Origin of the sequence: Streptomyces lincolnensis (genome assembly GCF_021173675.1) — a bacterium.
Taxonomy (GTDB): Bacteria; Actinomycetota; Actinomycetes; order Streptomycetales; family Streptomycetaceae; genus Streptomyces; species Streptomyces lincolnensis_B.
This window is the reverse complement of sequence record NZ_JAIHON010000008.1, coordinates 136,481-153,869: the sequence shown is the minus strand read 5'-3', so window position 1 is coordinate 153,869 and position 17,389 is coordinate 136,481. Positions and strand designations below refer to the sequence as shown.

Genomic DNA, 17,389 nt, shown 5'->3' with positions numbered 1-17,389 from the left:
GCCCCTGCGGGCATCACTTGCGGCGGAACAGGCGGCGGCCGAAGAAGAGGACGGCGAGGGCGGCCACGGCGAGCGCGCCAACCTTGACGGTGCCGCCGGAACCGGAGGATCCGTCACCGGAGGACTCCGCCGAAGCACCGCTCCCGGAAGGGGACTTGGACCCGCCGTCCCCGGGCGCGTCCTGCGCCTCCACCTCGCTGTCGGCCCCCTCCATACCGAGCAGGATCTTGCTGCCGTCGGGGGAGTAACTGATCGACTCACCCTGCCCGATCGGCACGCTGATCCGGCCCCCACGCTTGAGGTCCCCGCCGTTCCAGTCGTACCAGATGCCGCCGAAGTACCCCCGTACGGCGAGCTGTCGGCCGTCGGGCGAGAACGCGGCGTCGGTGGCCCACAGGTCGACGGCGGCGACCGGCTTGTAGACGTTCGTGCCGGACGAGGAGAGCTTCGCGGGCCCCTCGTAGAGATGCCCGCCGTCCTCCTGCTTGTCGATGATGTAGACGCGCCCGGTCTTGGGGTGGACGGCGAGCGACTCGGCGTCGCGGGGACCGTCCGAGTACTTCACGACGTACTGCGTGGCCCGCACGCTCTGGTCCTTGAGCCCCTTCGGCTCGGGGAGCTTGTAGATCCACACGTAGGGCCAGGTCACACCGTCGTTGTCGCCGATGTCACCGACGTAGAGCTGGTTGTCCGGGCCCATCGCCACGGCCTCCACGTCCCGCGGGGTGCCGACGCCGGTCAGGGTGATCCGCGCGACGGTCTCCCCCGTGCCGCTGTCGACGGCGTACAGATAGGCGCCGGTGTCCTGGTCGTTGTGGGTCCAGTAGATGCCGGGGTGCTGCCGCGAGGCCGCCAGTCCGCTCGACTCGGTGATCCGCGGGTCCTTGATCGTGAACCCCTCGTCCCCGTCGGCGGCGGCCGCGGGCATGGCGAGAACACCGGTGAGGACACCCGCGGCTAGAAACACAAGGAGGCGACGCATGCCCCCAAGCCTGCCATTCCCTCCGGGGGTTCGGCGGGTGGGTGGGAGTGGGTGCCGTGCGCCTATGGGGGGGCCGGGTGCGGTCGTGGGGCGGGTGCGGGTGCGTTGTGGCTGGTCGCGCAGTTCCCCGCGCCCCTGAGGTGGGTGCCTCGTGCGGTCGTAGGGCGGGTGCAGGGTGCGTTGTGGCTGGTCGCGCAGTTCCCCGCGCCCCTAGGGGAGCTGCAGTCGCTCTGGGACGTGAAGCACCGTCGGCCTTTGGCGTCGTGGCCGCCCACGGCGGTGAGGGGACGGGGCGGGGGGTGTCCGCCCGCAGCGGCCGGCGTCCGACACGCAGGACCTCTAGGCAGAACAGTTCCGCCGGACCGAGGACGGAGACCCCCCGACCCGGCCCCGACCCACCACACACCCGTAGGCGCTACATCCGCCCCCACCGGAGCCGCACAGCGCGCCGCAGGCACCCCACAACGAGCCCGAGGATGGCGGACTGCGCGTGGTCGGGCTCACACGCCGTCCCGTCCCGTGATCGTTCATGATGAGCGGATGCTCAGGTTCATGCCCGTCGGTGATTCCATGACGATCGGGAGCGCAGGCGAACACACATGGCGTTACCGGATGTGGCAGCACCTGCGGGACACCTACGGCGGCCCCTTCGCTCTCGTCGGCCCGCGTGAGGCGCTGCACGACAAGGCGACCGAGTCCCCCACCTCGTACGAGTACGCCGACCCCGACTTCCCCCGCGCCCACCTGGCCGGCTGGGGCGAGGGCTGGCTGCACATGGCCCCGCTGATCGGCGAGGCGGTACGGACGCACCGGGCGGACGTGCTCCTCGTGTCGCTCGGCCTGATCGACCTGGGGTTCTACACGAACGCCGAGCAGACCGCGGAGAACGTCGGCCGCTTCGTCGCGGAGGCACGCGCGGCCGACCCCCGCGTCCGGATGGTCCTCCTGCCGGTCATCCCGAACGTCCGCGCCGAGTCGGACCCCGCCTTCGCCGCCCAGGTCGCCCTCTTCAACGAGCTGCTGGCGAAGACAGCGGCGGACCTGGACGAGCCCCGCTCCCCCCTGCTGCTGGCCTCGATCCCCCCGTCGTACGACATCCACGCCGACACCTACGACGGCACGCACCCCAACACGAGCGGCGAGCACAAGATCGCGGCGGCCTTCGCGGACGCGATGCACCAGGGGTGGGCCCTGGGCGAGCCCTACCAGGGCTGAGCGGCCCCGATGGCGGCGACGAGGTGCTCGGCGCACGGCCGCACCGAGGACCGCAGGTCGTCCCACCCCTCCTCCCGCTCCCCCAGATAGACCGCACGGGCCCGCTCCAGCACCGGCCGGTGCTCCGACGGCAACCGCTCGACCACCCACGCCGCCGCCTCGTCCTTGGACCGGATGGTCCCGGTGGCGAGGGTCACCCACACCCGGGCAAGCGTGAGCAGCACGTTGCGCGTGTCCGTCTCCACCTCCGCCATCAGCTCCGGCACCCCGGCGACGATCGCCCGCCGCAGGTCCTCGTGCGGCACGGGGTCGAGGAGCGCGGCGGGCGGCGGGCCTTCGAGCGGCGCGTCACCCCGCAGCACCATCGTCAGGAGCGGCGCCAGATCCGGCATCACCTCCCGCCCCGGCACGACCCCGCTCTCGTACCCCGCCCGCAGCCACTCCCCGTACAGGAAGTCGCAGGTGGGCGGGTACCGCCACGGCCGCACGTCGCCCTGTACGACGACGATCAGCTCCACGGGCCGGGCCCCGTTCGCAACGCCGGACACCCTCATCAACTCGCCCAGCAGCGCCCGGCGTTCGTCCCCGCCCAGACTCCGGCGCACGACGACCAGCACATCGACGTCACTGTACGGCCGAAGCCCCCCGAGCACCGCCGAGCCGTGGAGGTAGACGCCGAGGGGATTGTCGCGGAGGGCCCGGTGGAGGAGGGGGAGGAGGGAGCGCGCGTCGGGCTCTGGCATATGTCCTCACCTCCGTGTCTTGGTCACCGTGCGTATCGTTGTACTGCGCGGCCGTCCTTGCGTAAGGGCGTGCCGGGGAGGAGCGCCACGATGACCGTCCTTGAAGACAGGATCAAGATGGCCGACGAGAGCGGCGAGCTGACTCTGGACGTCATGTTCGAGTGGCTCGAGAAGATGCCCGTCCCCGAGGGAACCAAGGTCGAGATCGTCGGGGGGAACATCTTCATGACGCCTCAGCGGGACACCCACTGGGAGATCATCGCAGCCGTCTACGACCAATTGCGGGAGAAGTACCCCCGCCAGCGCGTGAAGTCCGACGTACGCATCGACTACCCCGGCCACCTCAACGGCTTCGCGACCGACGTGACCCTGCTCGCCAAGGACGCCGAGAAAAACGAGAGGGGCCTGTGGCGATACCAGGACGTCGTCTTCGTGGCCGAGGTCATCTCCAAGCGCACCGCGGTCAACGACTACGGGCCGAAGAAGACCGCCTACGCACGCGCCGAAATTCCCGTCTACCTCATCGTCGATCCCTACCAAGGCCGCTGCCGCCTCTTCACCCACCCCAAGGATGGTGACTACGCCACCGATACGAAACTCGACTTCGGCCTTGACGTCGACCTCACCGGCAGCGTCGTCGGCCTCACCCTCAAGACCGACGACTTCCCCCGGGACTGAGCCGCTCCCCGGAACCGCCTAGAACATCGTGTTGTCGTTCGCCGAAGTCGCCGGCACGTCCTGGATGACGTCCCAGTGCTCCACGATCTTCCCGCCGCGCACCCGGAACAGATCCACGATCGCCTGCCCCCGCTCCCCCGGCGCGTTCACGTAGTGGCTGTGGACGGCCACGAGGTCGCCCTCGGCGATGATCCGCTTCGGGGAGACCGTCAACTGCGGGAACTGCTTGAAGTAGCCGCCCAGACCGGCCTTCGCGCCCGCCACCCCGTCGGCGATGTTCGGGTTGTGCTGGTGGTACTCGGGCCCCCAGTACCGGTCGAGGGCGGACAGGTCCTTCTTCACGATCAGCTGGTCGAAGGCCTTGGTGACCAGCTTCTTGTTGTACGCGGTGAGCCACCCCGGCCCCGGCTGCCCGGTCCGCGGCCAACTCACCGTCGAGAACATGTCGTTGCCGTTGGCGGTGGTGTCGGGCACGCTCTGGCCCACGTCCCAGTGCTCGGCGATCTTCCCGCCCTGGAAGCGGAAGATGTCGAAGACGGCCTGCCCCTTCGTGCCCGGCGCCATCACCACGTTGGAGTGGACGAGCACGAGATCGCCCTCGGAGATGACCCGCTTGACGTCGTACTTCGCGTCCGGGAACTGCGCGTGGATGGCCTTACCGAGGTTCTTCAGGGTCTCGGCGCCGTCGGGCGCGAGCGGGTTGTGCTGAATGTAGTCGGGGCGGACGTACCGGTCGACGACTTCGGTGTCCCCGCGCTCGAAGACACCCTTGAGGACGCGGACGGTGACGTCCTTCTGGTAGGCGAGGCGAGCGGAGTCACCAAAGCCGAAGCCAAAACCGGAGCCGGAGCCAGAGCCGGAGCCGACGTGGGAGCCCGGTGCGGCCGGAACCGCCACGGCGGGCAGCGCGGCGGCACCCAGCAGGGCGGCGGAGGCGGCGAGGGCGACGAAGGCCCGGCGGGCAGACGTGGTGGGGGTCACGAGGAAGTTCCCTCTCATGAATCACGAAACACGAATATTGAAAGTTCAAGATGACGCTCACCAGAGGAAAGCACTAACCACCAGTTAGCGTCAAGAGAAGCCAAGATCGGCCTTGCCTAGAGCGCACTCCACGTCGTTGGCTAGGCAGACATGAAGTACACGCAGCTCGGACGCACGGGACTCAAGGTCAGCAGGCTGGTGCTCGGCACCATGAACTTCGGTCCGCAGACAGACGAAGCCGACAGCCACGCCATCATGGACGCGGCGCTGGACGCGGGGATCAACTTCTTCGACACGGCCAACGTCTACGGCTGGGGCGAGAACAAGGGCCGCACGGAAGAGATCATCGGCACCTGGTTCGCCAAGAGCGCGGCCCACCGCGACAAGGTCGTGCTCGCCACGAAGGTGTACGGCACCATGGGCGCGGACGGCGAGGCCTGGCCCAACCACGACAAGCTCTCCGCCGTGAACATCCGGCGCGCGGTCGACGCCAGCCTGAAGCGGCTCCAGACGGACTACATCGACGTCTACCAGTTCCACCACATCGACCGCGCCACTCCCTTCGAGGAGATCTGGCAGGCCATCGACGTGCTGGTCCAGCAGGGCAAGATCCTGTACGTCGGCTCCTCCAACTTCCCCGGCTACAAGATCGCCCAGGCCAACGAGATCGCCGCCCGCCGCGGCGGCACCATCGGCCTGGTCAGCGAGCAGTGCCTCTACAACCTCGCCGAGCGCCGCGCCGAGATGGAGGTCATCCCGGCCGCGCAGGAGTACGGCCTCGGCGTCATCCCCTGGTCACCGCTGCACGGCGGTCTGCTCGGCGGTGTCATCAAGAAGCAGGTCGAGGGCGGCCGCCGCGCCTCCGGCCGGGCCGCGGACTCCCTGAACGACCCCGCCGTCCGCGCCCAGATCCAGTCCTACGAGGACCTCCTCGACAAGCACGGCGTCGAACCCGGCGAGGCCGCCCTCGCCTGGCTCCTCACCCGCCCCGGCGTCACCGGCCCCATCGTCGGCCCGCGCACCGCGGAACAGCTGGAGTCGGCGCTGCGTGCGGTGGAACTGGAGCTGAGCGACGACCTGCTGAAGGGCCTGGACGAGATCTTCCCGGGCACGGGACCGTCCCCGGAGGCCTTCGCCTGGTAGCACCCTGGTGGGCACCGCACCGACAACAGCCCTGTGCCCTCTGACGGGCACAGGGCTGTATCAACGTACGCTCACTTCCCGAGCGCAGCCGCCAAGGCAACCACCACGAACATCAACACAAGCACACCGGCCATGATCCGGTTCCGCGTCTTCGGGTCCACGCACCGAGCCTAACCGGCCGCTCCAAGCCCCCAGCGACCGACCACCTCATAGCGCGGCTGCTCCCCCGGCACCCCCGACTTCGGCAGGTTGCTCCGCACGAGGGCCAGCTCCTCCACGGCCCAGGTGCGGCTGGAGAACCCCGACAGGGCCTCCACGAACTCCCGCACATCCACATCCGTCCGGCTCCGCGCCACCGTCAGATGCGCGCGGTACCGCCGATGCTCCCCCATCTCCACCCCCGCCTTGCGCGCCGCCGCCTCCGCCCGCTCCGCCAGCAACCGCAACGCGGCCAGGTCCCCCGCGGCCCCGGCCCACAGCGCCCGCCCGTGCCCGAACTGCCCGCCCCCGCGTACCGCCAGCGCGAAGGGATCGGTACGCCGGGCGGCCCGCGCGAGCCGTTCCGACAGCTCGGGTACGACGTCGTCGTCGACCTCGCCGTAGAAGGCGAGCGTGTAGTGCCAGCCGGGAACCCCGGTCCAGCGCAGCCCGTCCGCTCCGGGAAGCCTCTTCAACTCGGCCACGGCCGAGACGAGTTCGGCGGTGACGTCCTCCGGTGGCAGCACGGCGGCGAAGAGTCTCATGGAGGCCAGCCTGTCACCATGGGGGCATGGAGATCACCATCAGAGACGGCGGCCCCGACGACATACCCGTGATCCTCGGCATGCTCGACAGCTGTGTGGAGTGGCTGGTCGCCCAGGGGCGGACCGGGCAGTGGGGCCAGAAGCCGCTGTCGGAGAACCCGAAGGTGGCGGAGTCGGTCGCCGGCTACATGGAGACCGGCAGCGTGTTCATCGCCGAAGTGGACGGCGTGCCCGCCGCCACCCTGACCCTCACCGACGGCCCCGGCTCCTACATCCCGCCCGTCGACGAGCCCGAGCGGTACATCCACTGGCTGGCCTCCGACCGCCGCTTCAAGGGCCACGGCACGGGCAGCGCCCTGCTCGCCCACGCCGTCGAGGAGACCCGCCGCGCGGGCGTCTCGCTGCTGCGGGTGGACTGCTACGCGGGCGACGACGGCAAGCTCGTCCGCTACTACGAGAGCAACGGCTTCACCCGCGCCGAGGCCTTCACGGTCGGCGAGAAGGAGTGGCCGGGCCAACTGCTGACCCGGAGGGTGTAGCCGTACGACACCCCCCGGACCGTGAGGTCAGGACCCGCGAGATCACGCCACCGTCGCCAACTGCTCCCGCTCGCGCGGCACGAACCGCACCTGGGGATGGCCGCGGCGCCAGCACACCGTCAGGCGCAGGTTGCCGACGCGGGCCAGGACCAGGGCGATGCTGACGGCGGCCACCGCGGAGATGACACCGCCCGCCGCGAGGCCCGCGCGGACGCCGTACGCGTCCGTTATCCAGCCGGCGATGGGCGCGCCGAGGGGTGCGCCGCCCATGAACACCATCATGTAGAGGGCCATCACCCGGCCGCGCATGGCCGGGTCGGTGGTCATCTGGATGCTGCTGTTGGCCGTGACGTTGACCGTCATGCCGAACATCCCTATCGGCGCCATGAACAGGGCGAACAGCCACAGCGACGGGGCGAGGGCGGCCACTATCTCCATCGTGCCGAAGGCCACCGCGCCCGCGATCAGCACCCGCATCCGGGCCGTGCCGCGACGGGCCGCGAGCAGGGCGCCGGCCAGGGAGCCGACGGCCATGAGCGTGTTGAAGAGGCTGTAGGAGCCCGCGCCCGACTTGAAGACATCGTTGGCGAAGGCCGACAGGTAGACGGGGAAGTTGAAGCCGAAGGTGCTGACGAAGCCGGCCAGGACGATGGTCCAGATCAGCTCCGGGCGTCCGGCGACGTAGCGCAGGCCCTCCCGCAGCTGGCCCTTGCCGCGCGGTGCCCGCTCGACGGCGTGCAGATCGCGGGTGCGCATCAGCAGCAGGCCGGTCAGGGGCGCGACGAAGGAGAGTCCGTTGGCGAGGAACGCCCAGCCGGTGCCGACACCGGTGATCATCAGGCCGGCGACGGCGGGGCCGACGAGCCGGGCCGACTGGAAGTTCGCGGAGTTCAGGCTGACCGCGTTCTGGAGCTGGTCCGGGCCGACCAGTTCGGAGACGAAGGACTGGCGGGCCGGGTTGTCCACGACGGTCGCGAGGCCCACGGCGAAGGCGGCGACGTAGACGTGCCAGACCTGGACCTGGCCGGAGAGGGTGAGGACGGCGAGGCCGAGCGCGGTGAGGCCCATCGCGGACTGCGTGACGAGCAGGGCGGGCCGCTTGCGCAGACGGTCGACGAGGACACCGCCGTAGAGGCCGAAGAGCAGCATCGGCAGGAACTGCAGGGCCGTCGTGACACCGACGGCCGTGGAGGAGCCGGTGAGGCTGAGCACCAGCCAGTCCTGGGCGATGCGCTGCATCCAGGTGCCGGTGTTGGAGACGACCTGCCCGAGGAAGAACAGGCGGTAGTTCCTGACCTTCAGCGAGCTGAACATGGACGAGCGCTTGGGGGTGGGCGGGGAGTCGTGGGCGGTAGGCGCGGGGGCGGAATCTGCTCCGGGTCCCGAACTCAAAAGGGTCGCCTCCTACTTCGCTGCTTACAGGTGTGCGAGCTTCTCCAGCACGGGGGCGGCGGCGCGGAGTTTCGCCCACTCGTCCTCGTCGAGGCCGTCGACCAGGGTGGCCAGGAAGGCGTTCCGCTTGGCGCGGCTCTCCGCGAGCATGGCCTCGGCCTGCTCGGTCTTCGTGACGACCTTCTGGCGCCGGTCCTCGGGGTGCGGCTCCAGGCGGACCAGTCCCTTGGCCTCCAGGAGCGCGACGATGCGGGTCATCGACGGCGGCTGGACGTGCTCCTTGCGGGCGAGTTCGCCCGGGGTGGCCTGGCCGCACAGGGAGAGGGTGCCGAGCACCGACATCTCGGTGGGGCTCAGCGACTCGTCGACCCGCTGGTGCTTGAGCCGACGTGACAACCGCATCACGGCGGAGCGAAGGGAGTTCACGGCGGCAGCGTCGTCGCCATGGGTAAGGTCCGGCATCTCTTTAGGATAACTCATTACTCTCGCTAAACAAGCTGGGGCGCACGGCGATTCCCGTGACACCGGCCACCGAAACCCGATCGTCACCCGTACGGGTGAGTCGGCAGCGGAAAGTGAACGTCGGCCCCGGCATCCGGCGACCCTCGTGTCATGGGGACCAGTGTGCTCAGCCTGCGGATAGACGGGGAGCTGCTAGAGCGGCTCCGGGACCATGCGGCGAAAAGGGGAATGAGCGTCCAGGACTACGTGGTCCGAACGCTCATTCGCGACGACTTCGACGAGCGGTTCCAGACCGCCGTCGACGAGACGGAGAAGTTCTACGGGGTCGGATGACCCCGGGGGGCTCGGGCGCCCCCGGAACTCAGGCGCCCCGGCGGCTCAGGCGCCCCGGTGGCTCAGGTCAGACCCAGCGCCGGCATCAGGTAGTAGAAGCCGAACACGGCCGCCACCACGTACATCGCCACCGGGACCTCCCGGCCCCGGCCGGCCGCCAGGCGCAGCACCACGAAGGTGATGAAGCCCATGCCGATGCCGTTGGTGATCGAGTAGGTGAACGGCATCATCACCATCGTCACGAAGGCCGGAATCGCGATGGTGTGGTCGGCCCAGTCGATCTCCCGGACCGAGCCCGCCAGGATCAGGAAGCCGACCGCGAGCAGGGCCGGGGTGGCCGCCTGGGACGGCACCATCGTGGCGATCGGGGTGAGGAACAGCGCCACGGCGAACAGGCCGCCCGTGACGACGTTGGCGAAGCCGGTGCGGGCGCCCTCGCCGACGCCTGCCGTGGACTCCACGAAGGCGGTGGTGGCCGAGGAGGAGCTGGCGCCGCCGGCGGCTACCGCGAGACCGTCGACGAAGAGGACCTTGTTGATGCCGGGCATCTGACCCTGGGCGTCGGTCAGCTTCGCCTCGTCGCTGACGCCCATGATCGTGCCCATCGCGTCGAAGAAGCACGACAGCAGGACAGTGAAGACGAACAGGACGCCGGTCAGGACGCCCACCTTGTCGAAGCCGCCGAACAGGCTGACCTCGCCGAGCAGCCCGAAGTCCGGGGTGGCGACCGGGTTGCCGGGCCACTTCGGGGTGGTCAGGCCCCAGGACGGGACGGTGGCGACGGCGTTGATGATCACCGCGAGGACGGTCATCGTGACGATCGAGATCAGGATCGCGCCGGAGACCTTGCGGACGATGAGGGCCAGGGTCAGCAGGGCGCCCAGGACGAAAACGAGGACCGGCCAGCCGTTGAGGTGGCCGTCGCCGCCGAGCTGGAGCGGCACGGTGGTGTGGGCGACGTCCGGGATCCGGGAGACGAAGCCGGAGTCGACGAGCCCGATCAGCATGATGAACAGGCCGATACCGATGGAGATCGCCTTGCGCAGCCCGTAGGGCACCGCGTTCATCACGCGCTCGCGCAGACCGGTGGCTACCAGCAGCATCACGATGAATCCGGCCAGCACGACCATGCCCATGGCGTCCGGCCAGGCCATCCGGGGTGCGAGCTGGAGCGCGACGACCGAGTTCACGCCCAGTCCGGCGGCGAGCGCGATCGGCACGTTGCCGACGACGCCCATGAGGAGGGTGGTGAACGCCGCCGTCACGGCCGTCGCCGTGACGAGCTGCCCGTTGTCGAGCTGGTGCCCGTACATGTCCTTCGCGCTGCCGAGGATGATCGGGTTCAGCACGATGATGTAGGCCATCGCGAAGAAGGTGGCGAAGCCGCCCCGGATCTCGCGGGGCACGGTGCTGCCCCTCTCGGAGATCTTGAAGTAGCGGTCGAGGGCGGTCGGCATTGGATGTTCCTACGAGCAGAAGTGGACAGACATAAACCGTTTCAGTATGAACGTATGAGTCGATGGAGGCCATCTCCGCGCGTAGACCCGATCGCCTCGTAAGCTGTCCCCCATGGCGAAGTGGACTCCCCAGCACGAGGCACCCGAGCCCCTCGAAGGACCGATCGTCCCCACCGTGGTCGGCGGGACGATCCTCTGGTTCGCCCTCTTCCTGGTGCAGCTCCCCTTCTACGGCTGGTTCGACGACCGCGGCACCACCTGGTGGGTGTGGACCTGCCTGGCCGGCGCCGGACTGGGGCTCATCGGCATCTGGTACGTCCGGAAGAGGGACGCGGCGATCAAGCGGGCGGCCGCGGCCGAGAAGGCACCCGCTCCCGCCGCGGAGTGACCCGGCGGCCCGTAGTACCCGAAGTCCCGCGTAGTACCTGAGCAGCACGCGGCCGGTCCCCCTCTCCTCCCCAGGTCGTAACTTCCGCCGACTCACCGGGTGAAGCCGTAAATCCGCACGTACCGTCGAATGCATGACGCACATCGACGCGGGCGCCGAGCTCGACCCTGCGCACCCCGCCCCGGTCCGGGCCGCCCCCGCCACGGCCGGGCTGAGCACCGCCGAGGTGGCGGAGCGGGTGGCACGCGGGCAGGTCAACGACGTTCCGGTGCGCTCCAGCCGGTCCATGGTCGAGATCGTCCGCGCGAACGTCTTCACCCGGTTCAACGCGATCATCGGTGTGCTCTGGGTGATCATGCTGGGCGTCGCGCCGATCCAGGACAGCCTGTTCGGCTTCGTGATCCTCGCCAACACCGGCATCGGCATCATCCAGGAGTGGCGGGCGAAGAAGACCCTGGACTCCCTCGCCGTCATCGGGGAGGCCCGGCCCACCGTGCGGCGGGACGGCGCGGCGGTCGAGGTCAGCACCTCCGAGATCGTGCTGGACGACCTCATCGAGATCGGCCCCGGCGACAAGGCCGTGGTGGACGGCGTGGTCGTCGAGGCCGACGGGCTGGAGATCGACGAGTCGCTGCTCACCGGCGAGGCCGACCCCGTGGTCAAGCAGCCCGGCGACCAGGTGATGTCCGGCAGCTTCGTCGTCGCCGGCGGCGGCGCGTTCACGGCCACCAAGGTCGGCCGCGAGGCCTACGCCGCCCAGCTCGCCGAGGAGGCCTCCCGCTTCACGCTGGTCCACTCCGAGCTGCGCTCCGGCATCTCCACGATCCTCAAGTACGTCACCTGGATGATGGTCCCGACCGCGATCGGCCTGATCATCAGCCAGCTGTTCGTCAAGGACAACGACCTCAAGGACTCCATCGCGCGCACGGTCGGCGGCATCGTGCCCATGGTCCCGGAGGGGCTGGTGCTCCTGACCTCGGTCGCCTTCGCCATCGGCGTCATCCGGCTCGGCCGGAAACAGTGCCTGGTCCAGGAACTTCCCGCCATCGAGGGGCTCGCCCGCGTCGACACGGTCTGCCTCGACAAGACCGGCACCCTCACCGAGGGCGGCATGGACGTCACCGAGCTCAAGACGCTCCAGGGCGCCGACGAGACGTACGTACGCAAGGTGCTGGGCGCCCTCGGCGAGTCCGACCCGCGGCCGAACGCCTCCCTGAAGGCCATCATCGACGCCTACCCGGACGCCGAGGACTGGCGCTGCACCGAGTCCCTCCCCTTCTCCTCCGCCCGCAAATACAGCGGCGCCTCCTTCAGCGAGGGCAACGGCGAGTCCAGCACCTGGCTGCTCGGCGCCCCGGACGTCCTCCTCGACCCCGACGACCCCGCGCTCGCCGAGACCGAGCGGCTCAACGAGCAGGGCCTGAGGGTGCTGCTGCTGGCCCGTGTCGACCGTGACCTCGACGATCCCCGGGCGGCCGTCGGCGCCAAGCCGACCGCGCTGGTCGTCCTGGAGCAGCGGCTGCGGCCGGACGCGGCCGACACCCTGCGCTACTTCGCCGAGCAGGACGTCCGCGCCAAGGTCATCTCCGGGGACAACGCGGTGTCCGTCGGGGCGGTGGCCTCCAAGCTCGGCCTGACCGGCACCACGATCGACGCCCGCCGGCTCCCCGCCGACAAGGAGGGGATGGCCACGTCCCTCGACGAGGGCACGGTCTTCGGGCGGGTCACCCCGCAGCAGAAGCGGGACATGGTGGGGGCGTTGCAGTCCCACGGCCACACCGTCGCCATGACCGGCGACGGCGTCAACGACGTCCTCGCACTCAAGGACGCCGACATCGGCGTCGCCATGGGCTCCGGGTCGGAGGCGACGCGGGCCGTCGCCCAGATCGTGCTGCTCAACAACAGCTTCGCGACGCTGCCGTCCGTGGTCGCCGAGGGGCGCCGGGTCATCGGCAACATCACCCGGGTGGCCACGCTCTTCCTGGTGAAGACCGTCTACTCCGTGCTGCTGGCCGTCCTCGTGGTGTGCTGGCAGGTCGAGTACCCCTTCCTGCCCCGCCACCTGACCCTGCTCTCCACCCTCACGATCGGCGTCCCGGCCTTCTTCCTCGCCCTGGCGCCCAACAAGGAACGCGCGAAGCCCCACTTCGTGCGGCGGGTCATGCGGTACTCGATCCCGGGCGGGGTCATCGCCGCGTTCGCGACCTTCGCGACGTACCTGATCGCCCGTCACCACTACACGGGCGCGGGCGCGTTGGACGCCGAGACCAGCGCGGCCACGCTGACGCTGTTCCTGATCTCCATGTGGGTCCTGGCGATCATCGCCCGCCCGTACACCTGGTGGCGGATCGCCCTGGTCGCGGCGATGGGCCTCGGCTTCCTGCTGGTCCTCGTCGTGCCCTGGCTCCAGGAGTTCTTCGCGCTGAAGCTGGTCGGCGTGACGATGCCGTGGATCGCCGTCGGCATCGCGGTGGCCGCGGCGGCCGTCCTGGAGTTCTCGTGGAGGTGGGTCGACCGCCGCTTTCCTGCCTAGGGGTTACCGGACGTCGACGTAGTCGCCGGTGGCGTTCACGGCCGGGGTCGTGCTCGTGCCCGCGAAGGCGAAGCGCCAGTAGCCGTCGTACTGGGCGGTGGCGGTGGCCTTGACGTTCCCGTAGGTGTCGGAGGTGACCGTCTTGACCGTGGTGTACGCGCTGGTGCCGGCCTTGCGGAACTGGAGCTTGACCGGCTGGCCCGCGTAGCCGTGGTACTGGTGGTCCTCCCAGTTGGCGCGGGACAGCTTGCCGGTGGAGGTGATGGTCCTGCCCTTGGTGACGGGCTCGGGGCCGGCGTTGACGGTCAGCTTGGAGTAGCGCTGGACGAGGGTGGTGGCGAGGTCGCCCTGGTCCTTGTAGCCGATCTTGCTGTAGTCGAGGTCGGTGCTGCTCGGGTCCTGGCCGTTGAAGGCGGTGGCGTCGGCGGCGGCCTTCCAGGTGCCGGCCCAGGCGTTCTTCAGGTCGCCGTCGGCCGGGTGGATGTCGATCGTGCCGGTGCAGGTGGCGGTGGTCGCCGAGGTGCTGGCGCAGGTGGCGAAGTCCTCGCCGTAGAGCTCGGGCGTGGTGTCGGCGCCGAAGGTGCCCCGGTAGAGGAAGGGCTCGGTGTAGAAGTCGTCGGCGGTGATGTCGACGCTCGAACCGTGGGTCAGCGTGTAGGTGACCTTGGTGCTCACCACGTTGGTCGTGCCGACCTTGATCGCCTTGGCGACCTTGAAGTTGGAGAAGCTGACGTCCAGCGCGTACGGCGTACCGGAGTCGGCGGCCTGCGCCGGCGAGGCGAAGGCGGTCAGGGCCAGGGCGCCGGTGAGGACGGAGACGGCGACCGACGTGGCTCTTTTTGTGCGCATTGCGTTCCCCTGGGGGAGAAGTGATCTAGGAGTCTGTTGACTCACGCGATCAGATCCGCGAGGGGGGCGATGGGTTGTAGCCAGGTGGCCGGATTTTTACTCGGCGTGGGCAACGCTTGGCGGCCGTATGAGGAAAGCGGAACGCCGACCCCCGGAAACCCGGGAGCCGGCGTTGTGCACCTGCTGGAGGGGCCTACTTCACGTCGACGAAGTCACCCGTGGCGTTGACGGCCGGGGTGGTCGAGGTGCCCGCGAAGGAGTACCGGAAGTAGCCGTCCACGGACGCCTTGACGGTCGTCTTGAGGTTGCCCGTGGAGTTGGTCTTGATGGTCTTGACGGTGGTGTAGGTGTTGCTGTTCTTCTTGCGGAACTGCAGCTTCACCGGCTGGTTGGTGTAGCCCGCGTACTTGTGGGTCTCCCAGTTGGCCCGGGACAGCTTGCCCGTGACCGTGATGGTCTTGCCCTTCTTCACCGGCTCCGGCGCGGCGTTGACCGTCAGCCGGGAGACACGCTGGACCAGGGTCTTGCCCAGGCCCCCCTGGACGGTCTCGTCCTCGGTGGCGTAGTTGAGGGCGAGGCCGCCTGCCTGCCAGGTGCCCGCGTCGGAGTTCAGCAGCTCGTCGTAGTCCGGGTAGATGTCGATCAGGCCCTTGCAGGAGGCCGTGGTCGCCGAGGTGGCCTTGCAGGTGGCCTCCTTGTCACCGAGCAGCACGTTCTCCGGGCTGTCGAGCGAACCCTTGTAGATGAAGGGGCCGTTGGCGAAGTCCTCGGACGTGATGTCCACGTCGGCGCCGTGGGTCAGCGTGTAGGTGACCGTGGTGGAGACGTGCTGCGTCGTACCGACCCGGACCGCCTTGGCGATCTTCAGGTTCGAGAAGCTGACGTCCAGCTCGGCCGGCGCGGCCGCGGCACTGAACGTGGACTTGGCCGACGCGTGCGAAGTCGCCTGCGCGACGGCCTTCGCGGCATCCGCACGGTAGGAGGAACCGTCGGCCTGCGCGGCCGGGACGGCGAGAGCGGAAAGGGCCAGGGCGCCGGAGACGGCGGCCACGGTGGCGCGAATACGCATGTGTTCCTCGAAAGGGAATGCCCCGGCGAACCGGGGAGCGTGACCCGGTGAACCCGGGACGGAGGGGCCGCCCGGCCGCGGACTGTGCCGTGGCCGGGCGGTCGGGAGGCACCGGAGCGGTACCCCCGTCGCTTACTTCACGTCGACGAAGTCACCCGCGGCGTTGGCCGCCGGGGTGGTCGAGGTGCCCGCGAAGGAGTAGCGGAAGTAGCCGTCCGCGGACGCCTTCACGGTGGTGCTCAGGTTGCCCGTGGAGTTGGTCTTGATGGTCTTGACCGTGGTGTAGGTGCTGGAGTTCTTCTTGCGGAACTGCAGCTTCACCGGCTGGCTCGCGTAGCCCGCGTACTTGTGGGTCTCCCAGTTGGCCCGGGACAGCTTGCCGGTGACCGTGATGGTCTTGCCCTTCTTCACCGGCTCCGGCGAGGCGTTGACCGTCAGCTTCGACAGACGCTGGACCTGGAAGGTCTTGGCGTTGTCCTTCTGGACGTAGTCGGCGTCCTTGCCCGCGGCGATCGCCCACACCTTCCAGGAGCCGGCGACCTTGTTGATGAGCTCGTAGCCCGCCTCGACGGTGTAGCTCGACTTGCAGGTCGAGGTCGTGGCGTTGACCTTGGCGCAGGACGAGCGGCCGTCACTGCTGTTGGCGACGGCACCGCTGTCGGCGTCGTCGATGTTCGCGCCGTGGTACAGGATCGCCTGCGCCCAGTCGACGCCCGAGCCGTCCGTCACCGTGAAGGAGACGGAGAACGTCTTGGAACCGGTCGCGCCGACGACGACCGGCTTGCCGCCGTTCACCACGACGTTCGAGATCTTCGTGTCCCCATGGACCTCGTCCGCCTGGGCCGCCGGGACGGCGAGAGCGGACAGGGCCAGGGCGCCGGTCACGACGCCAAGGGTGGCACGCATACGCATGTGTTCTTCCCCCGGTGGAGAAAAGGGGCCCCGACACCGTTCGGTCCACACGGCTCGTGGTCTCACAGGGGCCCGAGTGATCAGGGAGTCTGTTGACTCACGTGATCAGATCCACGACAGAAGGGAATGGTTGTACGGTTCGTGAGAAGTTTGTGCGGGAAGTTTCAAGATCCTTCGATGGGCGGGGGCCGGGAGCCGAGTGAAGGACAGAGAGGTCATCGAGGCGATCCGCGACCACCCGCAGGGGTACGGCCTGGACGGCACCTACTACCCAACGGCCATGTTCCTCACCGGGATCGACGTCGGCCGGTCGAACGAGACCCTGCGCGGCTTCACCGAGTGGCTCGTCGTCCGCCGGGGCGAGCTCAACAGCTTCTACTGGCACAAGCTCGTCCTCCTGGACCTGTTCCCCGACATGAGCCTCTACACCTGGAGGTCCCCGGAACACCTGACTCCAGAACAGCACCAACAGGCCGTGGAGCACCTGTTCTCCCTCGTCCTGGAGTTCCTGGACGTGCGGAACAGTCCGCAAGAACTTGGCCGGATGTATACGCGGTACGAGGCGATGCACGCGCATGTCGGGGAATAGCTCTGGCCCGAGAACGACATCCTCGACGTCGGATTTCCGAGGGAGCCCGTGAACGACAGGGAACTGATCGAGCAGATCCGTGCCAGGCCCGGAATGTTCGGTCTCAACGGTTTCTCCTACCCGACCGCGATGTTCCTCACGGGCTTCGACCTGGGCAGCTCGAACCGGCTGCTCCACGGGTTCGAGGAATGGCTGATCGCGCGCAGGGGAGAGCAGAGCAGTCTCGGCTGGCCGGCGCTCGTCCTTGAGGACGCCTTTCCCGGGGCCGACATCCGGTACTGGGGAACCCTGACCGAGGAGCAGCAACAGCCCGCTGTGGACCACTTGTTCCGCCTGGTGCTCGACTTCCTGGATAAGCGGGAGGCCGGCTAGGCGGCAGGA

General features: G+C 69.0%; 19 protein-coding genes. 9 read left to right on the top strand and 10 right to left on the bottom strand.

The genetic code is table 11. The annotated features are described in order from the left end of the window. Positions 1-13: 13 nt before the first annotated feature. Complete coding sequence (locus K4B79_RS24470) at positions 14-982, bottom strand: WD40 repeat domain-containing protein (protein ID WP_232029042.1); 969 nt, start codon at positions 980-982, stop codon at positions 14-16. A 540-nt stretch (positions 983-1,522) separates the two neighbouring features. On the opposite strand from K4B79_RS24470, the gene K4B79_RS24465 reads away from it, so the two are divergent. Further along, positions 1,523-2,197 carry an SGNH/GDSL hydrolase family protein gene (locus K4B79_RS24465; RefSeq protein ID WP_232029041.1) on the top strand — a complete coding sequence of 225 codons (675 nt, stop codon included), beginning with the start codon at positions 1,523-1,525 and terminating at the stop codon, positions 2,195-2,197. On the opposite strand, the gene K4B79_RS24460 is transcribed toward K4B79_RS24465, so the two are convergent. Then, entirely contained in the window at positions 2,185-2,940 is a 756-nt protein-coding gene (locus K4B79_RS24460; protein ID WP_232029040.1) for an aminoglycoside adenylyltransferase family protein, read from the bottom strand. The genes K4B79_RS24465 and K4B79_RS24460 overlap by 13 nt on opposite strands. A 90-nt stretch (positions 2,941-3,030) precedes the next feature. On the opposite strand from K4B79_RS24460, the gene K4B79_RS24455 reads away from it, so the two are divergent. Further along, the gene (locus tag K4B79_RS24455; RefSeq protein ID WP_232029039.1) at positions 3,031-3,618 is read left to right on the top strand and encodes a Uma2 family endonuclease; all 588 of its coding nucleotides are present in this window, start codon (positions 3,031-3,033) and stop codon (positions 3,616-3,618) included. Positions 3,619-3,636: 18 nt separating this feature from the next. Here the strand turns inward: K4B79_RS24455 and K4B79_RS24450 are convergent, their stop codons facing one another. Continuing rightward, the gene (locus tag K4B79_RS24450) at positions 3,637-4,599 is read right to left on the bottom strand and encodes a nuclear transport factor 2 family protein (protein ID WP_232029038.1); all 963 of its coding nucleotides are present in this window, start codon (positions 4,597-4,599) and stop codon (positions 3,637-3,639) included. A gap of 150 nt (positions 4,600-4,749) precedes the next feature. On the opposite strand from K4B79_RS24450, the gene K4B79_RS24445 reads away from it, so the two are divergent. Beyond that, a complete protein-coding gene (locus K4B79_RS24445) occupies positions 4,750-5,742 on the top strand; it encodes an aldo/keto reductase (protein ID WP_232029037.1) in 993 nt (330 codons plus the stop codon). Between the two features lie 170 nt (positions 5,743-5,912). Here the strand turns inward: K4B79_RS24445 and thpR are convergent, their stop codons facing one another. After that, entirely contained in the window at positions 5,913-6,485 is a 573-nt protein-coding gene (gene thpR / locus K4B79_RS24440; RefSeq protein ID WP_232029036.1) for an RNA 2',3'-cyclic phosphodiesterase, read from the bottom strand. Positions 6,486-6,511: 26 nt separating this feature from the next. Here thpR and K4B79_RS24435 point away from each other — a divergent pair, with 26 nt between their 5' ends. After that, the gene (locus K4B79_RS24435; protein WP_232029035.1) at positions 6,512-7,024 is read left to right on the top strand and encodes a GNAT family N-acetyltransferase; all 513 of its coding nucleotides are present in this window, start codon (positions 6,512-6,514) and stop codon (positions 7,022-7,024) included. A 42-nt stretch (positions 7,025-7,066) separates the two neighbouring features. Here K4B79_RS24435 and K4B79_RS24430 read toward each other — a convergent pair whose 3' ends face one another. Both K4B79_RS24430 and K4B79_RS24425 read right to left on the bottom strand, forming a co-directional pair. Further along, entirely contained in the window at positions 7,067-8,416 is a 1,350-nt protein-coding gene (locus tag K4B79_RS24430) for an MFS transporter (protein WP_232029034.1), read from the bottom strand. Between the two features lie 24 nt (positions 8,417-8,440). Then, positions 8,441-8,878, bottom strand: a complete 438-nt coding sequence (locus tag K4B79_RS24425; RefSeq protein WP_232029033.1) for a MarR family winged helix-turn-helix transcriptional regulator — start codon at positions 8,876-8,878, stop codon at positions 8,441-8,443. A gap of 150 nt (positions 8,879-9,028) precedes the next feature. On the opposite strand from K4B79_RS24425, the gene K4B79_RS24420 reads away from it, so the two are divergent. Beyond that, entirely contained in the window at positions 9,029-9,211 is a 183-nt protein-coding gene (locus tag K4B79_RS24420) for a BrnA antitoxin family protein (protein ID WP_232029032.1), read from the top strand. 62 nt (positions 9,212-9,273) lie between these two features. Here K4B79_RS24420 and K4B79_RS24415 read toward each other — a convergent pair whose 3' ends face one another. Then, a complete protein-coding gene (locus tag K4B79_RS24415; RefSeq protein ID WP_232029031.1) occupies positions 9,274-10,668 on the bottom strand; it encodes an NCS2 family permease in 1,395 nt (464 codons plus the stop codon). Between the two features lie 112 nt (positions 10,669-10,780). Between K4B79_RS24415 and K4B79_RS24410 the strand changes: the two genes are divergently transcribed. Beyond that, on the top strand, positions 10,781-11,056 hold the full coding sequence (locus K4B79_RS24410; RefSeq protein WP_232029030.1) for a DUF2530 domain-containing protein: 276 nt from the start codon (positions 10,781-10,783) through the stop codon (positions 11,054-11,056). A 133-nt stretch (positions 11,057-11,189) separates the two neighbouring features. After that, positions 11,190-13,589 carry an HAD-IC family P-type ATPase gene (locus K4B79_RS24405; protein ID WP_232029029.1) on the top strand — a complete coding sequence of 800 codons (2,400 nt, stop codon included), beginning with the start codon at positions 11,190-11,192 and terminating at the stop codon, positions 13,587-13,589. Positions 13,590-13,592: 3 nt separating this feature from the next. Here the strand turns inward: K4B79_RS24405 and K4B79_RS24400 are convergent, their stop codons facing one another. From K4B79_RS24400 to K4B79_RS24390, 3 genes are all read right to left on the bottom strand, one after another. After that, positions 13,593-14,438, bottom strand: coding sequence for a hypothetical protein (locus K4B79_RS24400; RefSeq protein WP_232029028.1), 846 nt, complete (start codon positions 14,436-14,438; stop codon positions 13,593-13,595). Between the two features lie 193 nt (positions 14,439-14,631). Then, positions 14,632-15,507 (bottom strand): hypothetical protein, encoded by an 876-nt coding sequence (locus K4B79_RS24395; protein WP_232029027.1) that lies wholly within the window; start codon positions 15,505-15,507, stop codon positions 14,632-14,634. A 132-nt stretch (positions 15,508-15,639) separates the two neighbouring features. After that, entirely contained in the window at positions 15,640-16,419 is a 780-nt protein-coding gene (locus K4B79_RS24390) for a calcium-binding protein (RefSeq protein ID WP_232029026.1), read from the bottom strand. 199 nt (positions 16,420-16,618) lie between these two features. Here K4B79_RS24390 and K4B79_RS24385 point away from each other — a divergent pair, with 199 nt between their 5' ends. After that, positions 16,619-17,008, top strand: coding sequence for a hypothetical protein (locus tag K4B79_RS24385; protein WP_232029025.1), 390 nt, complete (start codon positions 16,619-16,621; stop codon positions 17,006-17,008). A 48-nt stretch (positions 17,009-17,056) separates the two neighbouring features. Continuing rightward, positions 17,057-17,380, top strand: a complete 324-nt coding sequence (locus tag K4B79_RS24380; protein WP_232029024.1) for a hypothetical protein — start codon at positions 17,057-17,059, stop codon at positions 17,378-17,380. Positions 17,381-17,389 lie beyond the last annotated feature (9 nt).